This window comes from Rhizobium sp. WYCCWR 11152, from assembly GCF_013087615.1.
In the GTDB taxonomy this organism is placed as follows: domain Bacteria; phylum Pseudomonadota; class Alphaproteobacteria; order Rhizobiales; family Rhizobiaceae; genus Rhizobium; species Rhizobium indicum.
Genome location: NZ_JABFCP010000006.1, coordinates 525,173 through 540,969, shown reverse-complemented (window position 1 = coordinate 540,969; position 15,797 = coordinate 525,173). Strand labels below are relative to the sequence as shown.

At 60.4% G+C, this 15,797-nt stretch carries 13 protein-coding genes; 7 read left to right on the top strand and 6 right to left on the bottom strand.

Features of this window, described 5'->3' with window-relative positions; translation table 11 throughout:
• Positions 1-133: 133 nt before the first annotated feature.
• A complete protein-coding gene (gene iolG, locus G9X67_RS08550; RefSeq protein ID WP_171598481.1) occupies positions 134-1,126 on the bottom strand; it encodes an inositol 2-dehydrogenase in 993 nt (330 codons plus the stop codon).
• Between the two features lie 281 nt (positions 1,127-1,407).
• Here iolG and G9X67_RS08545 point away from each other — a divergent pair, with 281 nt between their 5' ends.
• Positions 1,408-1,689, top strand: coding sequence for a hypothetical protein (locus tag G9X67_RS08545; protein ID WP_003542043.1), 282 nt, complete (start codon positions 1,408-1,410; stop codon positions 1,687-1,689).
• Positions 1,690-2,039: 350 nt separating this feature from the next.
• Here G9X67_RS08545 and G9X67_RS08540 read toward each other — a convergent pair whose 3' ends face one another.
• The 3 genes from G9X67_RS08540 to G9X67_RS08530 form a co-directional block, all read right to left on the bottom strand.
• Entirely contained in the window at positions 2,040-2,924 is an 885-nt protein-coding gene (locus tag G9X67_RS08540; RefSeq protein WP_138330292.1) for a Hint domain-containing protein, read from the bottom strand.
• Between the two features lie 311 nt (positions 2,925-3,235).
• Positions 3,236-3,709 (bottom strand): hypothetical protein, encoded by a 474-nt coding sequence (locus G9X67_RS08535; RefSeq protein ID WP_138386852.1) that lies wholly within the window; start codon positions 3,707-3,709, stop codon positions 3,236-3,238.
• Between the two features lie 160 nt (positions 3,710-3,869).
• A complete protein-coding gene (locus G9X67_RS08530; protein WP_129421650.1) occupies positions 3,870-4,874 on the bottom strand; it encodes a LysR family transcriptional regulator in 1,005 nt (334 codons plus the stop codon).
• Positions 4,875-5,145: 271 nt separating this feature from the next.
• On the opposite strand from G9X67_RS08530, the gene chvE reads away from it, so the two are divergent.
• From chvE to araD, 6 genes are all read left to right on the top strand, one after another.
• Entirely contained in the window at positions 5,146-6,210 is a 1,065-nt protein-coding gene (gene chvE / locus G9X67_RS08525; protein WP_029872335.1) for a multiple monosaccharide ABC transporter substrate-binding protein, read from the top strand.
• Positions 6,211-6,302: 92 nt separating this feature from the next.
• Positions 6,303-7,841, top strand: a complete 1,539-nt coding sequence (mmsA, locus tag G9X67_RS08520) for a multiple monosaccharide ABC transporter ATP-binding protein (RefSeq protein ID WP_171598480.1) — start codon at positions 6,303-6,305, stop codon at positions 7,839-7,841.
• Positions 7,838-9,043 (top strand): multiple monosaccharide ABC transporter permease, encoded by a 1,206-nt coding sequence (gene mmsB, locus G9X67_RS08515; protein ID WP_011653085.1) that lies wholly within the window; start codon positions 7,838-7,840, stop codon positions 9,041-9,043. Before mmsA ends, mmsB begins: the two co-directional genes overlap by 4 nt.
• Positions 9,044-9,161: 118 nt before the next feature.
• Complete coding sequence (araD1, locus tag G9X67_RS08510; protein WP_011653084.1) at positions 9,162-10,157, top strand: AraD1 family protein; 996 nt, start codon at positions 9,162-9,164, stop codon at positions 10,155-10,157.
• A gap of 69 nt (positions 10,158-10,226) precedes the next feature.
• Positions 10,227-11,660 carry an aldehyde dehydrogenase family protein gene (locus G9X67_RS08505; RefSeq protein ID WP_011653083.1) on the top strand — a complete coding sequence of 478 codons (1,434 nt, stop codon included), beginning with the start codon at positions 10,227-10,229 and terminating at the stop codon, positions 11,658-11,660.
• A gap of 61 nt (positions 11,661-11,721) precedes the next feature.
• The gene (araD, locus tag G9X67_RS08500; RefSeq protein ID WP_138330295.1) at positions 11,722-13,461 is read left to right on the top strand and encodes an L-arabinonate dehydratase; all 1,740 of its coding nucleotides are present in this window, start codon (positions 11,722-11,724) and stop codon (positions 13,459-13,461) included.
• A gap of 79 nt (positions 13,462-13,540) precedes the next feature.
• Here the strand turns inward: araD and G9X67_RS08495 are convergent, their stop codons facing one another.
• Together G9X67_RS08495 and G9X67_RS08490 are read right to left on the bottom strand one after the other, a co-directional pair.
• Positions 13,541-14,602, bottom strand: a complete 1,062-nt coding sequence (locus tag G9X67_RS08495) for an HD domain-containing phosphohydrolase (protein WP_171598479.1) — start codon at positions 14,600-14,602, stop codon at positions 13,541-13,543.
• A gap of 370 nt (positions 14,603-14,972) precedes the next feature.
• Complete coding sequence (locus G9X67_RS08490) at positions 14,973-15,797, bottom strand: transglutaminase family protein (protein ID WP_138330297.1); 825 nt, start codon at positions 15,795-15,797, stop codon at positions 14,973-14,975.

Below are 15,797 nucleotides of genomic sequence, written 5' to 3'. Positions count from 1 at the left end.
GGGAGATGGCCGGCAGGCCAGAGGGGGGAGCGGGGCGTCGCAGCACGCCGTTCACCAAAAGATCTCTGAAACGCGAAATGGCCGGGCAAGCGCCCGGCCATCTCATGCATGGCTTCCGGTCCGGAGAGGGCCGTCAGCCGATCTTGATGAGCTTGCCTTCCTTGACGGACTGGACCGCGGCATCGGCGAGTGCCAGCGCTGCGAGACCATCGGCGCCTGATGGAGAGATCTTCGAGCCCTTCTCGATCGCCGAAATGAAGCTGGCGATCTCGTTGGCATAGGCTTCGGTGTAGCGGGTCATGAAGAAATCATGCAGCGGCGGGCGGGTATAGCCGTCGCCGTTGGCGACTTCGATCGAAACAGGACGCTGGTTCTCGGCCGAGACGAGGCCCTTGGAGCCGTGTGCCTCGATACGCTGGTCATAGCCATAGGTGGCGCGGCGGGAGTTGGAGATGATCGCCTGCTTGCCGGATGCGGTCTGCAGGATCACCGAAATGCTGTCGTAGTCGCCAGCTTCGCCAATCGCCTTGTCGACGAGAACAGCAGCGGTCGCGAAAACCGACACCGGTTCTTCGCCGAGCAGGAAGCGGGCCATGTCGAAATCGTGAATCGTCATATCGCGGAAGATACCGCCCGACCGCTTGATATAGTCGACCGGCGGGGCGCCGGGATCGCGCGAGGTGATCGTCACCATCTCGACATCGCCGATCTTGCCTTCGTCGATGACCTTGCGGACAGCCATGAAATGCGGGTCGAAGCGGCGGTTGAAGCCGACCATCAGCTTGGCGCCGGTCTCTTCCACCACCTTGATGCAGGCCTTGACGCGGGCGACGTCGAGATCGATCGGCTTTTCGCAGAAGATCGCCTTGCCGGCGCGGGCGAAGCGCTCGATCAGGTCGGCATGGGTATCCGTCGGCGTGCAGATGACGACGGCGTCGATATCCTTGGTGGCTTCGATCGCCTCGATGGTGCGGACCTCGCAGCCATAGGCGGAGGCGATGGCTTCAGCTGCCTGCGGAAAGGCGTCGGCGACCGCGACGAGCTTTGCATTGGCGTCGCTGCTGACAGCCTTCGCATGAACCTTGCCGATGCGGCCGGCGCCAAGAAGACCAAATCTCACTGTCATTCCAACCTCCCTTGAATTCGGAACAAATAAACCGAATTGTCAAATTTCTGGAATTTTCATTCCACCTTCTCTGCGTCGCGTCAAGGCCTCGGATCTTTCACATTTGCAAGATTCGAACCAGAGCATTTCCGGCTCGGATTGAAGCGTTCTGCTGGAGCCGGCTTCTCGAACATTCGATACCGTTTGAGCCAACAGAATACTTTAATCTGGCCAGGAAAGGCTTTAGAGACAAGCGCGGCACAGGCCGAGGGCAGTGCGACATATCCGACCGCGGGGTAAAGATGCAGCTGATCGATCCGAACCATCCGGCATACCGGCGCCTTTGGGTGCGAGTTGCCATCGTTGCCGTCTGCTTCGGCTGGGCCGTGGTCGAGTTCGTCACCGGCGATCCGTTCTGGGGCGTGCTCGCGGGCGGGGCGGGCGCCTATTCCTTCTATATATTGTTCTGGACCTTCAAGCCGCAGCCACCAGCCACCGAGCCGGCCGCGCAGCCTGACGCCGAGGAAGAAGAAGGGCCTGCGGCGACCGCTGAAAAGCCTTCCAAGGACGGGCAGGCGGAATAATCAGCAGGCGATTCGCCGCAGCGCTTCGTCGATCAGCAGATTGGCGAGCATCATCCGCTTCGTCGCGTTGTCGAGGAAGGGCAGAGGCAATACCGTCGGGGGTGCTGGCCGGCGGTGTGGGTGTCTCTATATGCTGATCTGGGCCTTCACCGGACACGGCGGCAGTAGTCACACCCGATGACGCGGGCGGGGACGAGCGGCAGTAGTCGAAGAGAAGAGGGCCGAATAATCGAAGCGTGGCGCGATCTTTCCGATGCGCGCCACGCTTGACGTTTTTGTTTGATACGATCGCAAAACCGACGCACGGCTTCGCGTGCAGCCAGCCCGATCTCCGGCGCATTCCCGTCCTGTCAGAGTGACAGTTCCTTGGCTTTCGCGTCGATCTTTTCGCAGGCATCCCCGAATGGATCGTGCATCGGGACCAGCGGCGAAACGCCGAGCAGGAGAAGCGCTTTCAAATGTGACCAGCCACCTCCCAGCAACGGCGCAAAGGATGTCATCACGATGCGTTCCTTGCCATAGAGGCGCTCGTACTCTGGAAAATTGCAGAAGTTCTCGTGATTGCTGTTCTTCAGATGGAAGGACTCGGCCTCAGCACCTTCGGCAAGGATAGCTTCGTGCGTATCGAGCATGACGGCATAGTACTCGATCGATACGTCGGCGGCGGGAGTGACCGATGCAATCGTCTTGCCGTTCACGAGGTCCTTCACCTGGATCAGAATGCCGTTCAGGTGCAGCGCATGGCCAGGCGACAGATAGAGATCCGAATGAGGTGTGTGCCCGTCCAGTGCGTGGCGGGAAACCCGGATCGGCACGACGTCCTTCTGCCAGCGCGCGCCGCTCTTCTTGAAACTTTGGCGGCCGACCCACTTTACCGGACGGGTGCTACCGTCAGGAAGGGCAATGCGATCGCCGATGCGCAGATCCTCGACAGGCTTCTCACCGCAATCCGTGAGGATCGCCGTTCCCCGCAGGAAACATTGTGGGCCGCTCCCGCTGCCGCCACCGCCACTGGAGCCACCACTTCCGCCTGAGCCACCGCCCCCGCCAGAGCCGCCGTTTCCACCGGTGCCGCCCCGTCCCCAAAGCCGCCCCAGCGCGTTGGCCGGAGAGGTGGTAATTGCTGTGGCCAAGGCGGCCACGCCGGCAAGACGAGCTCCGGCGGCTGCGGCTACACCTAGAAAATGTCTGCGCGCAGTATTGCGTGGTAGCTTCGGATCTTCCGTAGATGACATGTCGGCGCTCTCCTGAAAACATTTACACCGCCCTATGTTACACTGGGTTGTATCGCATTCAATTTCGCTAAATTGCGCTAGGTCCTACCGACAAGGGCGTAGGCATGGTCTACGGGGGTCCCGAAATACGCTATTGCCGGTAGTAAAAAGCAGCATATTTCTCTGCTACCCGAGCGCGAAAGAATCAGACTGAGCACCATGAGCACCGGTTGAAGCGCAGGAAAAACAGCCCATATAGAGCTCGCGAATCGAGCCGGAAACGGCGGCTCTTCCAAAGCCTCGGAATGTTTGCCTGCGTTCGCGAGAAAGCTTCAGCTGTGCGACAGGCGGCGCATCGCCTCGTCGATCAGCAGATTGGCGATCATCATGCGCCTGTTGGCATTGTCGCGGAAAGGCTCTGCGACGCCATCAGGATGATTGGCCTTGGCAAAGGCGCGCCGCTTCTCGTTCAGTGTCTGTTGGGTATCGGCGGCAACGATCGCCAGTTCCGCAGCGATCTCTTCCGGAGCGATGCGGGCGAGATGGTCCGGCATGACGGGCTCGGGTGGAGGCGCAGACGCCGGTTCCTCCGCGAGCGCGGCGGCGGGATCGAGATCCAGATTGTCGAAATAGGCCTGGCCGACGCGTTGTGAGGCGGCCGAGACACCTTCCATGACATCGAAGGCAAGCCCGGTCGCAAGGCCCGGCACCCGATGGGCCGCCGGCGCCTCGGCGCCTTCGTCCGTCTCGTCCTCCGCCTTCAGCCGCTCGAGGACTGATTGAAATACCGACTGCCCGAACAGCATCCCGCCTTCCTTGAGAGCATTTCCGCTTTTTCTTCGAACCACGGAAATGCTCTATCTCCTTGTTCACGCAATTCCGGACGCAAAACCGCTACACACTTTTGCTGGAATTGCTCGAGGCGTATTAAAAGAGAGCAAGATGGCGCAGGGCTTGCGGCTGTCGTCAGCCGGCCTGCTTGCGGCTCTCCTCGAGGATGATGTCGTAGAGCAGCCTTGCACTCGGCGGCAGCGCCCGTTCTCTGGCGGTGATCATGCTGTAGGGCTTGACGTTGATGTCGAAATCGATCGGCAGCATGCGCACATCGGAAGCCTTCGAGCCCTGGCTTGCAAGGAACTGCGCGACATCGACGGCGACGGGAGCGATCGCATCGGTTTCGCAGATGATGGCACAGGTCAAAAGCAGCGAGGAGGTGTTGACGATGTTTTCGGGCAACGCCACGCCACGCGACAGGAAGACGTCCTCGATCGTGCGGCGCAGCAGCGTACCCGGCGGCTGGAACACCCAGTCGTAATCCCTGACCTCGGCGAGGCTGCTCGTCTTTTGCTTCATGAGCGGATGGCGGCTGCGCACGATCAGGCAAGCCCGTTCGATGCCGATCTCCTTCACCTCGAACAGGCGCGGATTGAGATCATCGGGAATGCGGCCGATGATGAAGTCATGGCGGGCGGCGAGCAGCTCGCGGGCAAGCACGTTGCTCGTCTCCACCTGGATGTTGATCTCAATGCCGGGATAGGCCTTGCGCACCTTGTTGATTGCCGGCACGACGAGGCTCATGGCCGGCGCCGTCACTGCGCCGATGAAGACCGAGCCGCCCTTGCCGCTTTTCAATTCACCGATCTCGCGGCTCGCCTCGCGCAGCTCCAGGAGGATCTTCCGAGCCCTTCGAGCAAGCGCTGCGCCGAAGGTCGTCAGCACCACGCCGCGGGCCACGCGCTCATAGAGCGACGTCTTGGTGATCGATTCCATTTCGGACAACATCCGCGACGCGGCAGGCTGCGAAATGTTCAGAACCTCGGCTGCGGCGGAAATCTGTCCGCTATCTTCGATTGCGACGATCATGCGCAGGTGATTCAGCTTAAGTCCTGCGCGTAACAGGCTGTCATCGCCGAAATTATCGCTGTGGATATCGACGTGATCCATCGAAAATGGCTCAGAAACAATCGTCATGGTTGCAGCCTCCTCACTGCGCTCCATCAAAAGTAATACTTTTTAACGATATACCAAAATTGTTATGCATATTACCACTTATTCTATTTGACAGTTATAGGAATCCATACCAGTTTGCCGCCGTGTGCTGGTTGGCACTCAACACGTGTGAGATCGTGGAGGAGACCTACTTCGTTTCTCACCATCTGAAGTAACTATCCAATACGGAACCTGCCACAGTTTCGGGGCGGGCGATTTTTCGTCCGCTGCTCTATTAACAAGGGAGAGAGAAATGAAATCCATTATCTCATTGATGGCTGCGGCTGCCTTCGGCGTCGCTTCGTTCGTTATGCCGGCAATGGCGCAGGACAAGGGGCTTGTCGGCATCGCGATGCCGACGAAGTCTTCGGCTCGCTGGATCGACGACGGCAACAACATCGTCAAGCAGCTCGAGGCCGCTGGCTACAAGACCGACCTGCAGTATGCTGACGACGATATTCCGAACCAGCTTTCGCAGATCGAAAACATGGTCACCAAGGGTGCCAAGGTTCTCGTCATCGCTTCGATCGACGGCACGACGCTTTCCGACGTTCTCCAGAAGGCTCATGACGCCAACATCAAGGTGATCGCATACGACCGCCTGATCCGCGACTCGGCCAACGTCGACTACTACGCCACCTTCGACAACTTCCAGGTCGGCGTTCTGCAGGCTGGCTCCATCGTCGACGCCCTCGGCGTCAAGGACGGCAAGGGCCCGTTCAACATCGAACTGTTCGGCGGTTCGCCGGACGACAACAACGCCTTCTTCTTCTATGACGGCGCAATGTCGGTTCTGCAGCCTTACATCGACAGCGGCAAGCTCGTCGTGAAGTCCGGCCAGACCGGCATGGACAAGGTCGGCACGCTGCGTTGGGACGCTGCAACGGCCCAGGCCCGCATGGACAACCTGCTCTCGGCGAACTACACCGACGCCAAGGTCAATGCCGTCCTGTCTCCCTATGACGGTCTGTCCATCGGCATAATCTCGTCGCTGAAGGGCGTCGGCTACGGTACTCCGGACCAGCCGCTCCCGGTTGTTTCCGGTCAGGACGCTGAAGTTCCGTCGGTCAAGTCGATCATTGCTGGCGAACAGCACTCGACGGTCTTCAAGGACACCCGCGAACTCGCCAAGGTCACCGTTGCCATGGTCGATGCCGTCATGTCCGGCAAGGAGCCCGAGGTCAACGACACGAAGACCTACGACAACGGCGTCAAGATCGTTCCGTCCTATCTGCTGAAGCCGGTTGCCGTCGACAAGACCAACTACAAGCAGATCCTCGTCGACGGCGGTTACTACACCGAAGACAAGCTGAAGTAATGAGAGGGACCGGAACCCGCGCTTGCGGGTTCCGGTCTTCGATTTTATGATCGCCTAGCCGCTCGACGGCTGGAGGCGCTGGAACTTTGACTATGGACAATACCATCCTCGAAATGCGGAGCATCACCAAGACGTTCCCGGGCGTCAAGGCGCTGGAGAACGTGAACCTCAGGGTTCGCCAGGGTGAGATCCACGCATTGGTGGGCGAAAACGGGGCCGGCAAATCGACCCTGATGAAAGTGCTATCAGGCGTCTATCCGACAGGAAGTTATGAAGGCGACATCGTCTATGAAGGCGAGACGCGCAACTTCAAAGTCCTCAAGGATTCCGAAGAAATCGGCATCGTCATCATCCACCAGGAACTGGCGCTCGTGCCGCTGCTTTCGATCGGCGAGAACATCTTCCTCGGCAACGAGAATGCCAAGAACGGCGTCATCAGCTGGGAAGAGACGTTCAACCGCACGAAGAAGCTGCTGACCAAGGTGGGTCTGCGGGAATCTCCGAACACGCTGGTCACCGACATCGGCGTCGGCAAGCAGCAGCTCGTCGAGATCGCCAAGGCGCTGTCAAAGAGCGTCAAGCTGCTCATCCTCGACGAACCTACCGCTTCGCTCAATGAAAAGGACTCGGACGCGCTGCTCAATCTGCTGATCGAGTTCCGCAACCAGGGCATCACTTCGATCATCATTTCCCACAAGCTGAACGAGATCCGCAAGGTCGCCGACCAGATCACCGTCCTGCGCGACGGCATGACCGTCAAGACGCTCGACTGTCACACGGACGAGATCAGCGAAGACATCATCATCAAGAACATGGTGGGCCGAGATCTGGCCGACCGCTATCCGCCGCGCTCCGTGCCGATCGGCGAGACGATCTTCGAAGTGAAGAACTGGAACGCCTATCACCAGCAGCACCGCGACCGCCAAGTGCTGCACGACATCAACGTCAATGTCCGCAAGGGCGAGGTCGTCGGCATTGCCGGTCTCATGGGGGCTGGCCGCACCGAATTCGCGATGAGCGTCTTCGGCAAATCCTATGGCCACAAAGTCAGCGGCGAGGTCTTCGTCAATGGCAAGGCTGTCGATGTCAGCACTGTGCGCAAGGCGATCGACGCCGGTCTTGCCTATGTCACCGAGGACCGCAAGCAACTCGGTCTCGTGCTCAGCGACAGCATTCTGCACAATACGACGCTTGCCAATCTCAATGGGATTTCGAGCAATAGCGTCATCGACGACATCAAGGAGATGAAGGTCGCGACCGATTATCGGTCGAAGCTGCGCATCCGCTCCTCTGGCGTCTTCCAGGAAACGGTCAATCTTTCGGGCGGCAACCAACAGAAGGTCGTGCTGTCGAAGTGGCTGTTTTCCGATCCCGATATTTTGATCCTCGACGAGCCGACCCGCGGTATCGACGTTGGCGCAAAGTACGAAATCTATACTATCATCAACCAGCTTGCCGCCGATGGAAAGGGCGTTCTGATGATCTCATCGGAAATGCCCGAACTGCTTGGCACATGTGACCGCATCTACGTGATGAACGAAGGACGCATCGTCGCGGAACTGCCGAAGGGAGAAGCAAGCCAGGAAACTATCATGCGCGCTATCATGCGCTCAGGGGAGAAGAGACAATGACTCCGGTCAACCCGACAACCGAGCATAGCAACGTCGTTTCCGTTGCCGATTATATCCGCGGCAATATTCGTGAATACGGCATGCTCATCGCACTCGTCGCGATCATGGTGTTCTTCCAGTTCTATACCGGCGGCATTCTCTTCAAGCCGGTCAACCTGACGAACCTTGTTCTGCAGAACTCCTTCATCGTCATCATGGCGCTCGGCATGCTGCTCGTCATCGTCGCCGGCCATATCGACCTGTCGGTGGGCTCGATCGTCGCCTTTGTTGGTGCGCTCGCGGCGATCTTCACCGTGTCATGGGGCATGAATTTCTGGCTTGCCGGCCTGATCTGCCTGATCGTGGGCGGCATCATCGGCGCGGCGCAGGGCTATTTCATCGCCTATCACCGCATTCCGTCGTTCATCGTGACGCTTGCCGGCATGCTTGTTTTCCGCGGCCTGACGCTGACGGTTCTGAACGGCAAGAATATCGGTCCGTTCCCGAAGGAGTTCCAGGTCATCAGCACCGGCTTCCTGCCGGGCGACATGATCGACATTGCCGGCACACCCGTGCAGTCGACCTCGCTGATCCTGACCGTGATCCTGCCTGTGATCCTCTTCTACCTCGCCTGGCGTCGCCGCAAGGTGAACGAAGACCACGGCATCGATGTCGAGCCGATGGGTTTCTTCATCGTCCAGAACCTGGTCGTTTCGCTCGCCATCCTGTGGATCGGCTATCTGCTCTCCACCTATAAGGGCCTGCCGAACGTTCTCGTCGTCATGCTGGTGCTGATTGCGATCTACGCCTTCATCACCCGCCGGACCACGATCGGCCGTCGCATCTATGCCATGGGCGGCAATTCGAAGGCGACCAAGCTTTCAGGCATCAATACCGAGCGGCTGAGCTTCTACACCTTCGTCAATATGGGCGTGCTTGCAGGCCTTGCCGGCATGATCATCGCGCTTCGCCTGAACTCGGCAACGCCGAAGGCCGGCGTCGGTTTCGAGCTCGACGTCATTGCGGCCTGCTTCATCGGCGGCGCCTCGGCGTCCGGCGGCGTCGGCAAGATCACCGGCGCGGTCATCGGCGCGTTCATCATGGGCGTCATGAATAACGGGATGTCGATCGTCGGGCTCGGCATCGACTTCCAGCAGATGGTGAAGGGCCTCGTGCTTCTCGCCGCAGTGTTCTTCGACGTTTACAACAAGAACAAGGGCTGAGCGCCTCAAGGCGCCAGCCAGGCATTCGCAGTCCTATGAATGATGGATTCCGGCTCCTGATGGAGCCGGACAGGCGGAGCTTTTTCCTGTCTTCGCCGAAACGAGAAGGATCGAAGACGTGCTTATTTCACAGATCAAGGGTGCAAACGGAGAGATCATCGTCGCCGTGCGTGAGCAGGGCGGCGCTGCAAGGTCGGTCAAGAACGCCGTCAGCGTCTATGCGCTGGCGATGGAAGCCGCAGACGGCGGCAAGTCTCTTGCCTCGGTCATCGAAGCCCATGGCTACGGCGATGCCGTCGATCTTGAAAAGGCCTATGCGGAAGGCCGCTTCCTTCCGCCGATCACCCATCCAGATGCCGCGCACCTGCATCTGACCGGCACCGGCCTGACACATTTGGGCTCGGCGGCAACGCGCGATTCCATGCACAAGAAGACCACCGAAGCCGCCGAGGAAACCCTCACGGACTCGATGAAGATGTTCAAGATGGGTCTCGAGAACGGCAAGCCGAAGGCCGGCGAAAAGGGCGTCCAGCCCGAATGGTTCTACAAGGGCAACGGCCATGGCGCCGCAGCCCCCGGCGCGCCGCTCATATCGCCTTCCTTCGCGCTCGACGGCGGCGAGGAGCCGGAGATGGCCGGCATCTACGTGATCGCCAAGGACGGCTCGCCCTTCCGTATCGGTTTTGCGCTGTCGAACGAATTTTCCGATCACGTTACCGAGCGGATCAACTATCTCTATCTCGCCCATTCGAAGCTGCGCCCGGCCAGCTTCGGCCCGGAAATCCGCGTCGGCGCGGCGCCTGAGGATATTCGCGGCACTTCGCGCATCAAGCGCGGCGACAAGGTGATCTTCGAAAAGCCGTTCCTATCAGGTGAGGCGAACATGTCGCACACCTTCGCCAATCTGGAATATCACCATTTCAAATATGGCCTCTTCCGTGCTCCGGGCGATGTTCATGTCCATATGTTCGGCACGGCGACCCTTTCCTTTGCCGACGGCGTCAAGACCGAAGAGGGCGACGTCTTCGAGATCGAAGTTGCCGAATTCGGCCTGGCGCTCCGCAACCCGCTGAAGGTGGCCGCCGAGGAAGAGATCGCCGTCAGGCAGCTCTGAATTCAAGACCTGGCCGCATTCGGCGGCCGGCTCTTTGCTCGTAAACGGTAAAGGAGGCTTGTTAAGCCCATGACCATTTATCAAAATCTGATCGCCGGCGAATGGGTCGGCTCGAATGCGACGAAGAACATCAACCCGTCGGATACGAATGAAGTCGTCGGCCTCTATGCCGACGGCAGCGCTGATGACACGAGAAACGCCATCGCCGCCGCCAAGGCCGCCTTCCCGGCCTGGTCGCGCTCGGGCATCTGGGAGCGCCACGTCATCCTGAAGAAGACGGGCGACGAGATCATGGCGCGCAAGGACGAACTGGGCGCGCTGCTTGCCCGCGAAGAAGGCAAGACGCTGCCGGAAGCCACCGGTGAGGTGATCCGCGCGTCGCAGATTTTCGAATTCTTCGCCGGTGAAGCGCTGCGGCTGGCCGGTGAAGTCATTCCGTCGGTTCGCCCGAATATCGGCGTCGAAATCACCCGCGAGGCGCTCGGTGTCATCGGCATCATCACGCCGTGGAACTTCCCGATCGCCATTCCCGCCTGGAAGATCGCGCCGGCGCTCTGCTACGGCAACACCATCGTCTTCAAGCCGGCCGAACTGGTGCCCGCCTGTTCCTGGGCGATCGTCGATATCCTCAACCGCGCCGGCCTGCCGAAGGGCGTGCTGAACCTCGTCATGGGCAAGGGCTCGGTCGTCGGCCAGGCCATGCTCGAAAGCCCCGACGTTCACGGCATCACCTTCACCGGTTCCACCGGCACCGGCAGGCGCGTCGCCGCCGCCTCCATCGAGCATAACCGCAAGTTCCAGCTGGAAATGGGCGGCAAGAACCCGATGGTCGTGCTTGACGATGCCGATCTCAACGTCGCCGTCGAGGCCGCCGCCAATTCCGGCTTCTTCTCGACCGGCCAGCGCTGCACCGCTTCCTCGCGCCTGATCGTCACCGAAGGCATTCACGACAAGTTCGTCGCAGCACTCACCGACAAGCTGAAGACACTCGTCGTCGACAACGCGCTGAAGGCGGGCACTCATATCGGACCTGTCGTCGATGAGCGGCAGTTGAAGACCGATACCGACTATATCGAGATCGGCAAGTCGGAAGGCGCCAAACTTGCCTTCGGCGGAGAGGTGATCTCGCGCGACACGCCCGGCTTCTACCTGCAGCCGACGCTGTTTACCGAAGCGACCAACCAGATGCGCATTTCGCGCGAGGAGATCTTCGGGCCTGTGGTCTCGGTAATCCGGGCGAAGGATTACGACGAGGCGCTTGCCATCGCCAACGACACGCCGTTCGGGCTCTCCGCCGGCATCGCCACCACCAGCCTGAAACATGCCACGCACTTCAAGCGCAATTCCGAGGCTGGCATGGTGATGGTCAACCTGCCGACGGCAGGCGTCGATTTCCACGTGCCGTTCGGCGGCCGCAAGGGTTCGTCCTACGGCCCGCGCGAGCAGGGCAAGTACGCCGCCGAATTCTACACAACCGTCAAGACCGCCTACACCCTGGCTTGAGACAAGTGCGATAACCTGGGCCGTACGAGGCGGTCCGGCGATATCCTGAAGGATAGAGACGATGAAAAAGAAAGCGGAATGGCCGCGCAGGCTGAGGTCGCAGGAATGGTACGGCGGTACGAGCCGCGACGTGATCTATCACCGCGGCTGGCTTAAGAACCAGGGTTATCCGCACGACCTGTTCGACGGCCGGCCGGTGATCGGCATCCTCAACACTTGGTCGGATATGACCCCGTGCAACGGTCATCTCAGAGAGCTCGCCGAGAAGGTGAAGGCGGGCGTATGGGAGGCCGGCGGCTTCCCGCTTGAGGTGCCGGTGTTCTCGGCATCCGAAAACACCTTCCGCCCGACGGCGATGATGTATCGCAATCTTGCCGCGCTGGCGGTGGAAGAGGCGATCCGCGGGCAGCCGATGGATGGCTGCGTACTGCTGGTGGGCTGCGACAAGACCACGCCGTCGCTTATCATGGGGGCGGCTTCCTGCGACCTGCCTTCGATCGTCGTCACAGGCGGACCGATGCTGAACGGCTATTTCCGTGGCGAACGGGTCGGCTCGGGCACGCATCTGTGGAAGTTTTCCGAAATGGTGAAGGCCGGCGAGATGACGCAGGCCGAATTCCTCGAGGCGGAAGCCTCGATGAGCCGTTCGTCGGGCACCTGCAACACCATGGGCACCGCCTCCACCATGGCTTCCATGGCCGAGGCGCTCGGCATGGCGCTCTCTGGCAATGCTGCGATCCCGGGCGTCGATTCCCGCCGCAAGGTCATGGCGCAGCTGACCGGCCGGCGTATCGTGCAGATGGTCAAGGATGACCTGAAGCCCTCCGAGATCATGACGAAGCAAGCCTTCGAGAATGCCATTCGCACCAACGCGGCCATCGGTGGATCGACCAATGCCGTCATCCACCTGCTCGCCATCGCCGGCCGTGTCGGCATTGATCTTTCGCTTGATGACTGGGACCGCTGCGGCCGTGACGTCCCGACCATCGTCAACCTGATGCCGTCGGGCAAGTATCTGATGGAGGAGTTCTTCTATGCCGGCGGCCTGCCGGTGGTGCTGAAGCGCCTCGGCGAAGCAGGCCTCCTGCACAAGGACGCGCTGACGGTATCCGGCGAAACCGTCTGGGACGAGGTCAAGGACGTCGTCAACTGGAACGAAGACGTTATCCTGCCGGCCGAAAAGGCGCTGACAGCTTCGGGCGGCATCGTCGTGCTGCGCGGCAACCTCGCGCCGAAGGGCGCGGTGCTGAAGCCTTCGGCGGCTTCGCCGCATCTGCTGGTGCACAAGGGCAGGGCTGTTGTCTTCGAGGACATCGACGACTACAAGGCCAAGATCAACGACGATAACCTCGACATCGACGAAACCTGCATCATGGTCATGAAGAACTGTGGGCCGAAGGGCTATCCCGGGATGGCCGAGGTCGGCAATATGGGGCTGCCGCCGAAGGTGCTGAAGAAGGGCATCCTCGATATGGTGCGCATTTCCGACGCCCGCATGTCCGGAACGGCCTACGGTACCGTCGTCCTGCACACCTCGCCGGAAGCGGCTGTCGGCGGGCCGCTGGCGGTCGTGAAAAACGGCGACATGATCGAGCTCGACGTGCCGAACCGTCGTCTGCATCTTGACATTTCCGAGGAGGAACTGGCGCGGCGGCTTGCCGAATGGCAGCCGAACCACGATCTGCCCAAATCAGGCTATGCCTTCCTGCATCAGCAGCATGTGGAAGGGGCCGATACCGGCGCCGACCTCGACTTCCTCAAGGGATGTCGCGGAAACGCTGTCGGCAAGGACAGCCACTGACAGGGTGGAAAGAGACTGAAATAGATGAAAAGGCGGGGCATTGCCCCGCCTTTTTCTTGTTCTTCCCGGCCGATGGCAATCAGCCGTTCAACACCGCCATGCGGTGGTCTTCGTCGGCGCCGTGTTCAAAGAGTGCGCGGATCGCCGGCCATTTGCGGCGGAACGCGGCGACGCAGGCGGGGTCAAAATGCGATCCGCTGCAGGCGATGATTTCCTCGTAGGCCTGCTCGATCGGCCATGCCTGCTTGTAGGGCCGGTCGGAGCAGAGCGCTTCGAAGACGTCGGCGACAGCGACGATGCGGGCTTCGATCGGGATTGCGTCGCCGGACAGGCCCTTGGGATAGCCGCTTCCGTCCCATTTCTCATGATGGCCGGCGATGATGGCGGTTGCGACGCGCGAAAGCTCGGCGGAGCTGTTGGCAAGAATGGCGACACCGATCGGGACATGCTCGCGCATGCGTTCGATCTCGTGCCGCTCGAGCTTACCCGGCTTCTGCAGGATGGCGTCGGGAATGGCGATCTTGCCGATATCGTGCAGGGGAGCGGCGAGATAGATATTGCGCCGCTGGATGCGATCGAGGCCGAGGCCTTCGGCAATCAGCTCGGCGATATTGGCGACGCGCTCGATATGATCGCCGGTATTGCCGTCACGCGAGGCCATCGCCTGGGCAAGGCACCAGATGATCTCCTGTTCGCGCATGTCGGCCTGTTCTGTGGCATGCCGGAAGGCCATGTCGAGTGATTTTGCCCGGTCGGCAAGCGCCAGCTGGGCCTTATGCAGGGCCATCAGGTTGAGGACGCGCGCCTGCAGTTCCAACGGGTCGAAGGGCTTGGCGAGAAAATCCGTGGCGCCGGCCTCCAGCGCTTCCAGCCGAACCGACCGCTTCGCCTGCGAGGTGATCATCACAACGGGCACATCCTCATAGCCCGGCTGGCGGCGCAGCCTGCGGATCATCTCGATACCGTTCATCTGAGGCATCATATAATCGACCAGCACGACGTCGAAATCGACGGCCTGGCAGCGATCAAGGGCTTCGAGCGGATTGGTGAAGCTTTCGACCACACAGCCGGCGAAACCACGGACGGCGGTCTCAAGGGCGAGAAGGCTAGATTCGCTGTCGTCGACGATAAGAAGAGGCATGGACGATCCCGTTAAAATCCCAGAAACAAACAGGCCGCCCTCATCGGAGGGCGCGTTCGTCGCCTCATCCGTGCCGGCAGCTGAACATCATCATGAAAGCCTGCATCATGCCGCTTCTTGAACGGCGCCTGCCGAAATACACCAGGCGTCGCCGCAGACAAGCTTGTGCCTGCGGCCTTAAAATAGAGTTTAGTCTGCAATGAAAAATTGAGGAACGGCAATTATAACGTGCGCCGCGTGCCGGAATCAGGCGAAATTTCGGGACCGCCGGGCTCTATATTCAAGTCCAACATGTTTGTTTCGCGGCGCGTTCGGCAGCTATTCCATCGGCCCTATCGCAGGGTGCGGTAAAGCTGTCTGTATGCCCGGCTCAGCTTTGGCTCTGGCTTTGCATCTGTCCGCCATCCTCGACCTTCACGGTGACCGACAGCGTTTCGCCCGGCGTGCCGATGCGCATGCCTGAAATCGGCGCGGCATCACGATAGCAGAGGCCGGAGGCGACTCTGATGTAACGGGCATCCGGGCAGATCTCGTTGGCGGGATCGAAGCCGACCCAGCCGAGGCCGGGAATATGCGCCTCTGCCCAGGCATGGGTCGCCGCCTGTTCGATCTTTTCCTCCATCATCAAATAACCGGAGATGTAACGCGCCGGCACCTGCAGGGCGCGGGCGGCGGCAATGAAAATATGCGCATGGTCCTGACAGACGCCGCTCTTCCTCTCCAGCGCCTGCTCGGCCGTCGTCTCGGTATTGCTGGTGCCGGGCCTGTAATCGACCGTTTCGTGGATCGCCGCCATCAGCGCATGCATGCGGGCAAGCTCGTTATCGCCACCAACGCCCTTGATCAGTTCCTTCACCAGCTTGCCACCCTTGGTCAGCGGCGTGTCGCGCAGGAAGAGCCAAAGCGGGCAGAAGCCGGTATGCGGGCCGGTGACGCCGTTGTTATCCCCTGTCTCGACCTCGCCTTCGGCGAGGATACGCGTTACGTCCTGCTCGCCTTCCAGCGAGACCAGATTGACGTGATTGCCGTACTGGTCGTCATATTCGACCTCCGGCGTAGCGCCCTCGACCTTCAGGGCCCAACCGAGTACTTTTTGAGTGGCGTTTGTCGGCGGCGTCAGCCGTAGCCGTTGCAGCGAGAATTGCGCCGGTTCGTCGTAGCGGTATTCGGTGAGGTGGCTGATCTTCAGTCTCAT

Bases quoted from the DNA above. Each gene is read 5' to 3' on its own strand.
- G9X67_RS08505 (WP_011653083.1), top strand. From the start codon at position 10,227: ATGACCATTTATCAAAATCTGATCGCCGGCGAATGGGTCGGCTCGAAT.
- araD (WP_138330295.1), top strand. From the start codon at position 11,722: ATGAAAAAGAAAGCGGAATGGCCGCGCAGGCTGAGGTCGCAGGAATGG.
- mmsA (WP_171598480.1), top strand. From the start codon at position 6,303: ATGGACAATACCATCCTCGAAATGCGGAGCATCACCAAGACGTTCCCG.
- G9X67_RS08540 (WP_138330292.1), bottom strand. From the start codon at position 2,924: ATGTCATCTACGGAAGATCCGAAGCTACCACGCAATACTGCGCGCAGA.
- G9X67_RS08535 (WP_138386852.1), bottom strand. From the start codon at position 3,709: ATGCTGTTCGGGCAGTCGGTATTTCAATCAGTCCTCGAGCGGCTGAAG.
- chvE (WP_029872335.1), top strand. From the start codon at position 5,146: ATGAAATCCATTATCTCATTGATGGCTGCGGCTGCCTTCGGCGTCGCT.
- G9X67_RS08545 (WP_003542043.1), top strand. From the start codon at position 1,408: ATGCAGCTGATCGATCCGAACCATCCGGCATACCGGCGCCTTTGGGTG.
- G9X67_RS08495 (WP_171598479.1), bottom strand. From the start codon at position 14,602: ATGCCTCTTCTTATCGTCGACGACAGCGAATCTAGCCTTCTCGCCCTT.
- iolG (WP_171598481.1), bottom strand. From the start codon at position 1,126: ATGACAGTGAGATTTGGTCTTCTTGGCGCCGGCCGCATCGGCAAGGTT.
- G9X67_RS08490 (WP_138330297.1), bottom strand. From the start codon at position 15,797: ATGAGACTGAAGATCAGCCACCTCACCGAATACCGCTACGACGAACCG.
- G9X67_RS08530 (WP_129421650.1), bottom strand. From the start codon at position 4,874: ATGACGATTGTTTCTGAGCCATTTTCGATGGATCACGTCGATATCCAC.
- mmsB (WP_011653085.1), top strand. From the start codon at position 7,838: ATGACTCCGGTCAACCCGACAACCGAGCATAGCAACGTCGTTTCCGTT.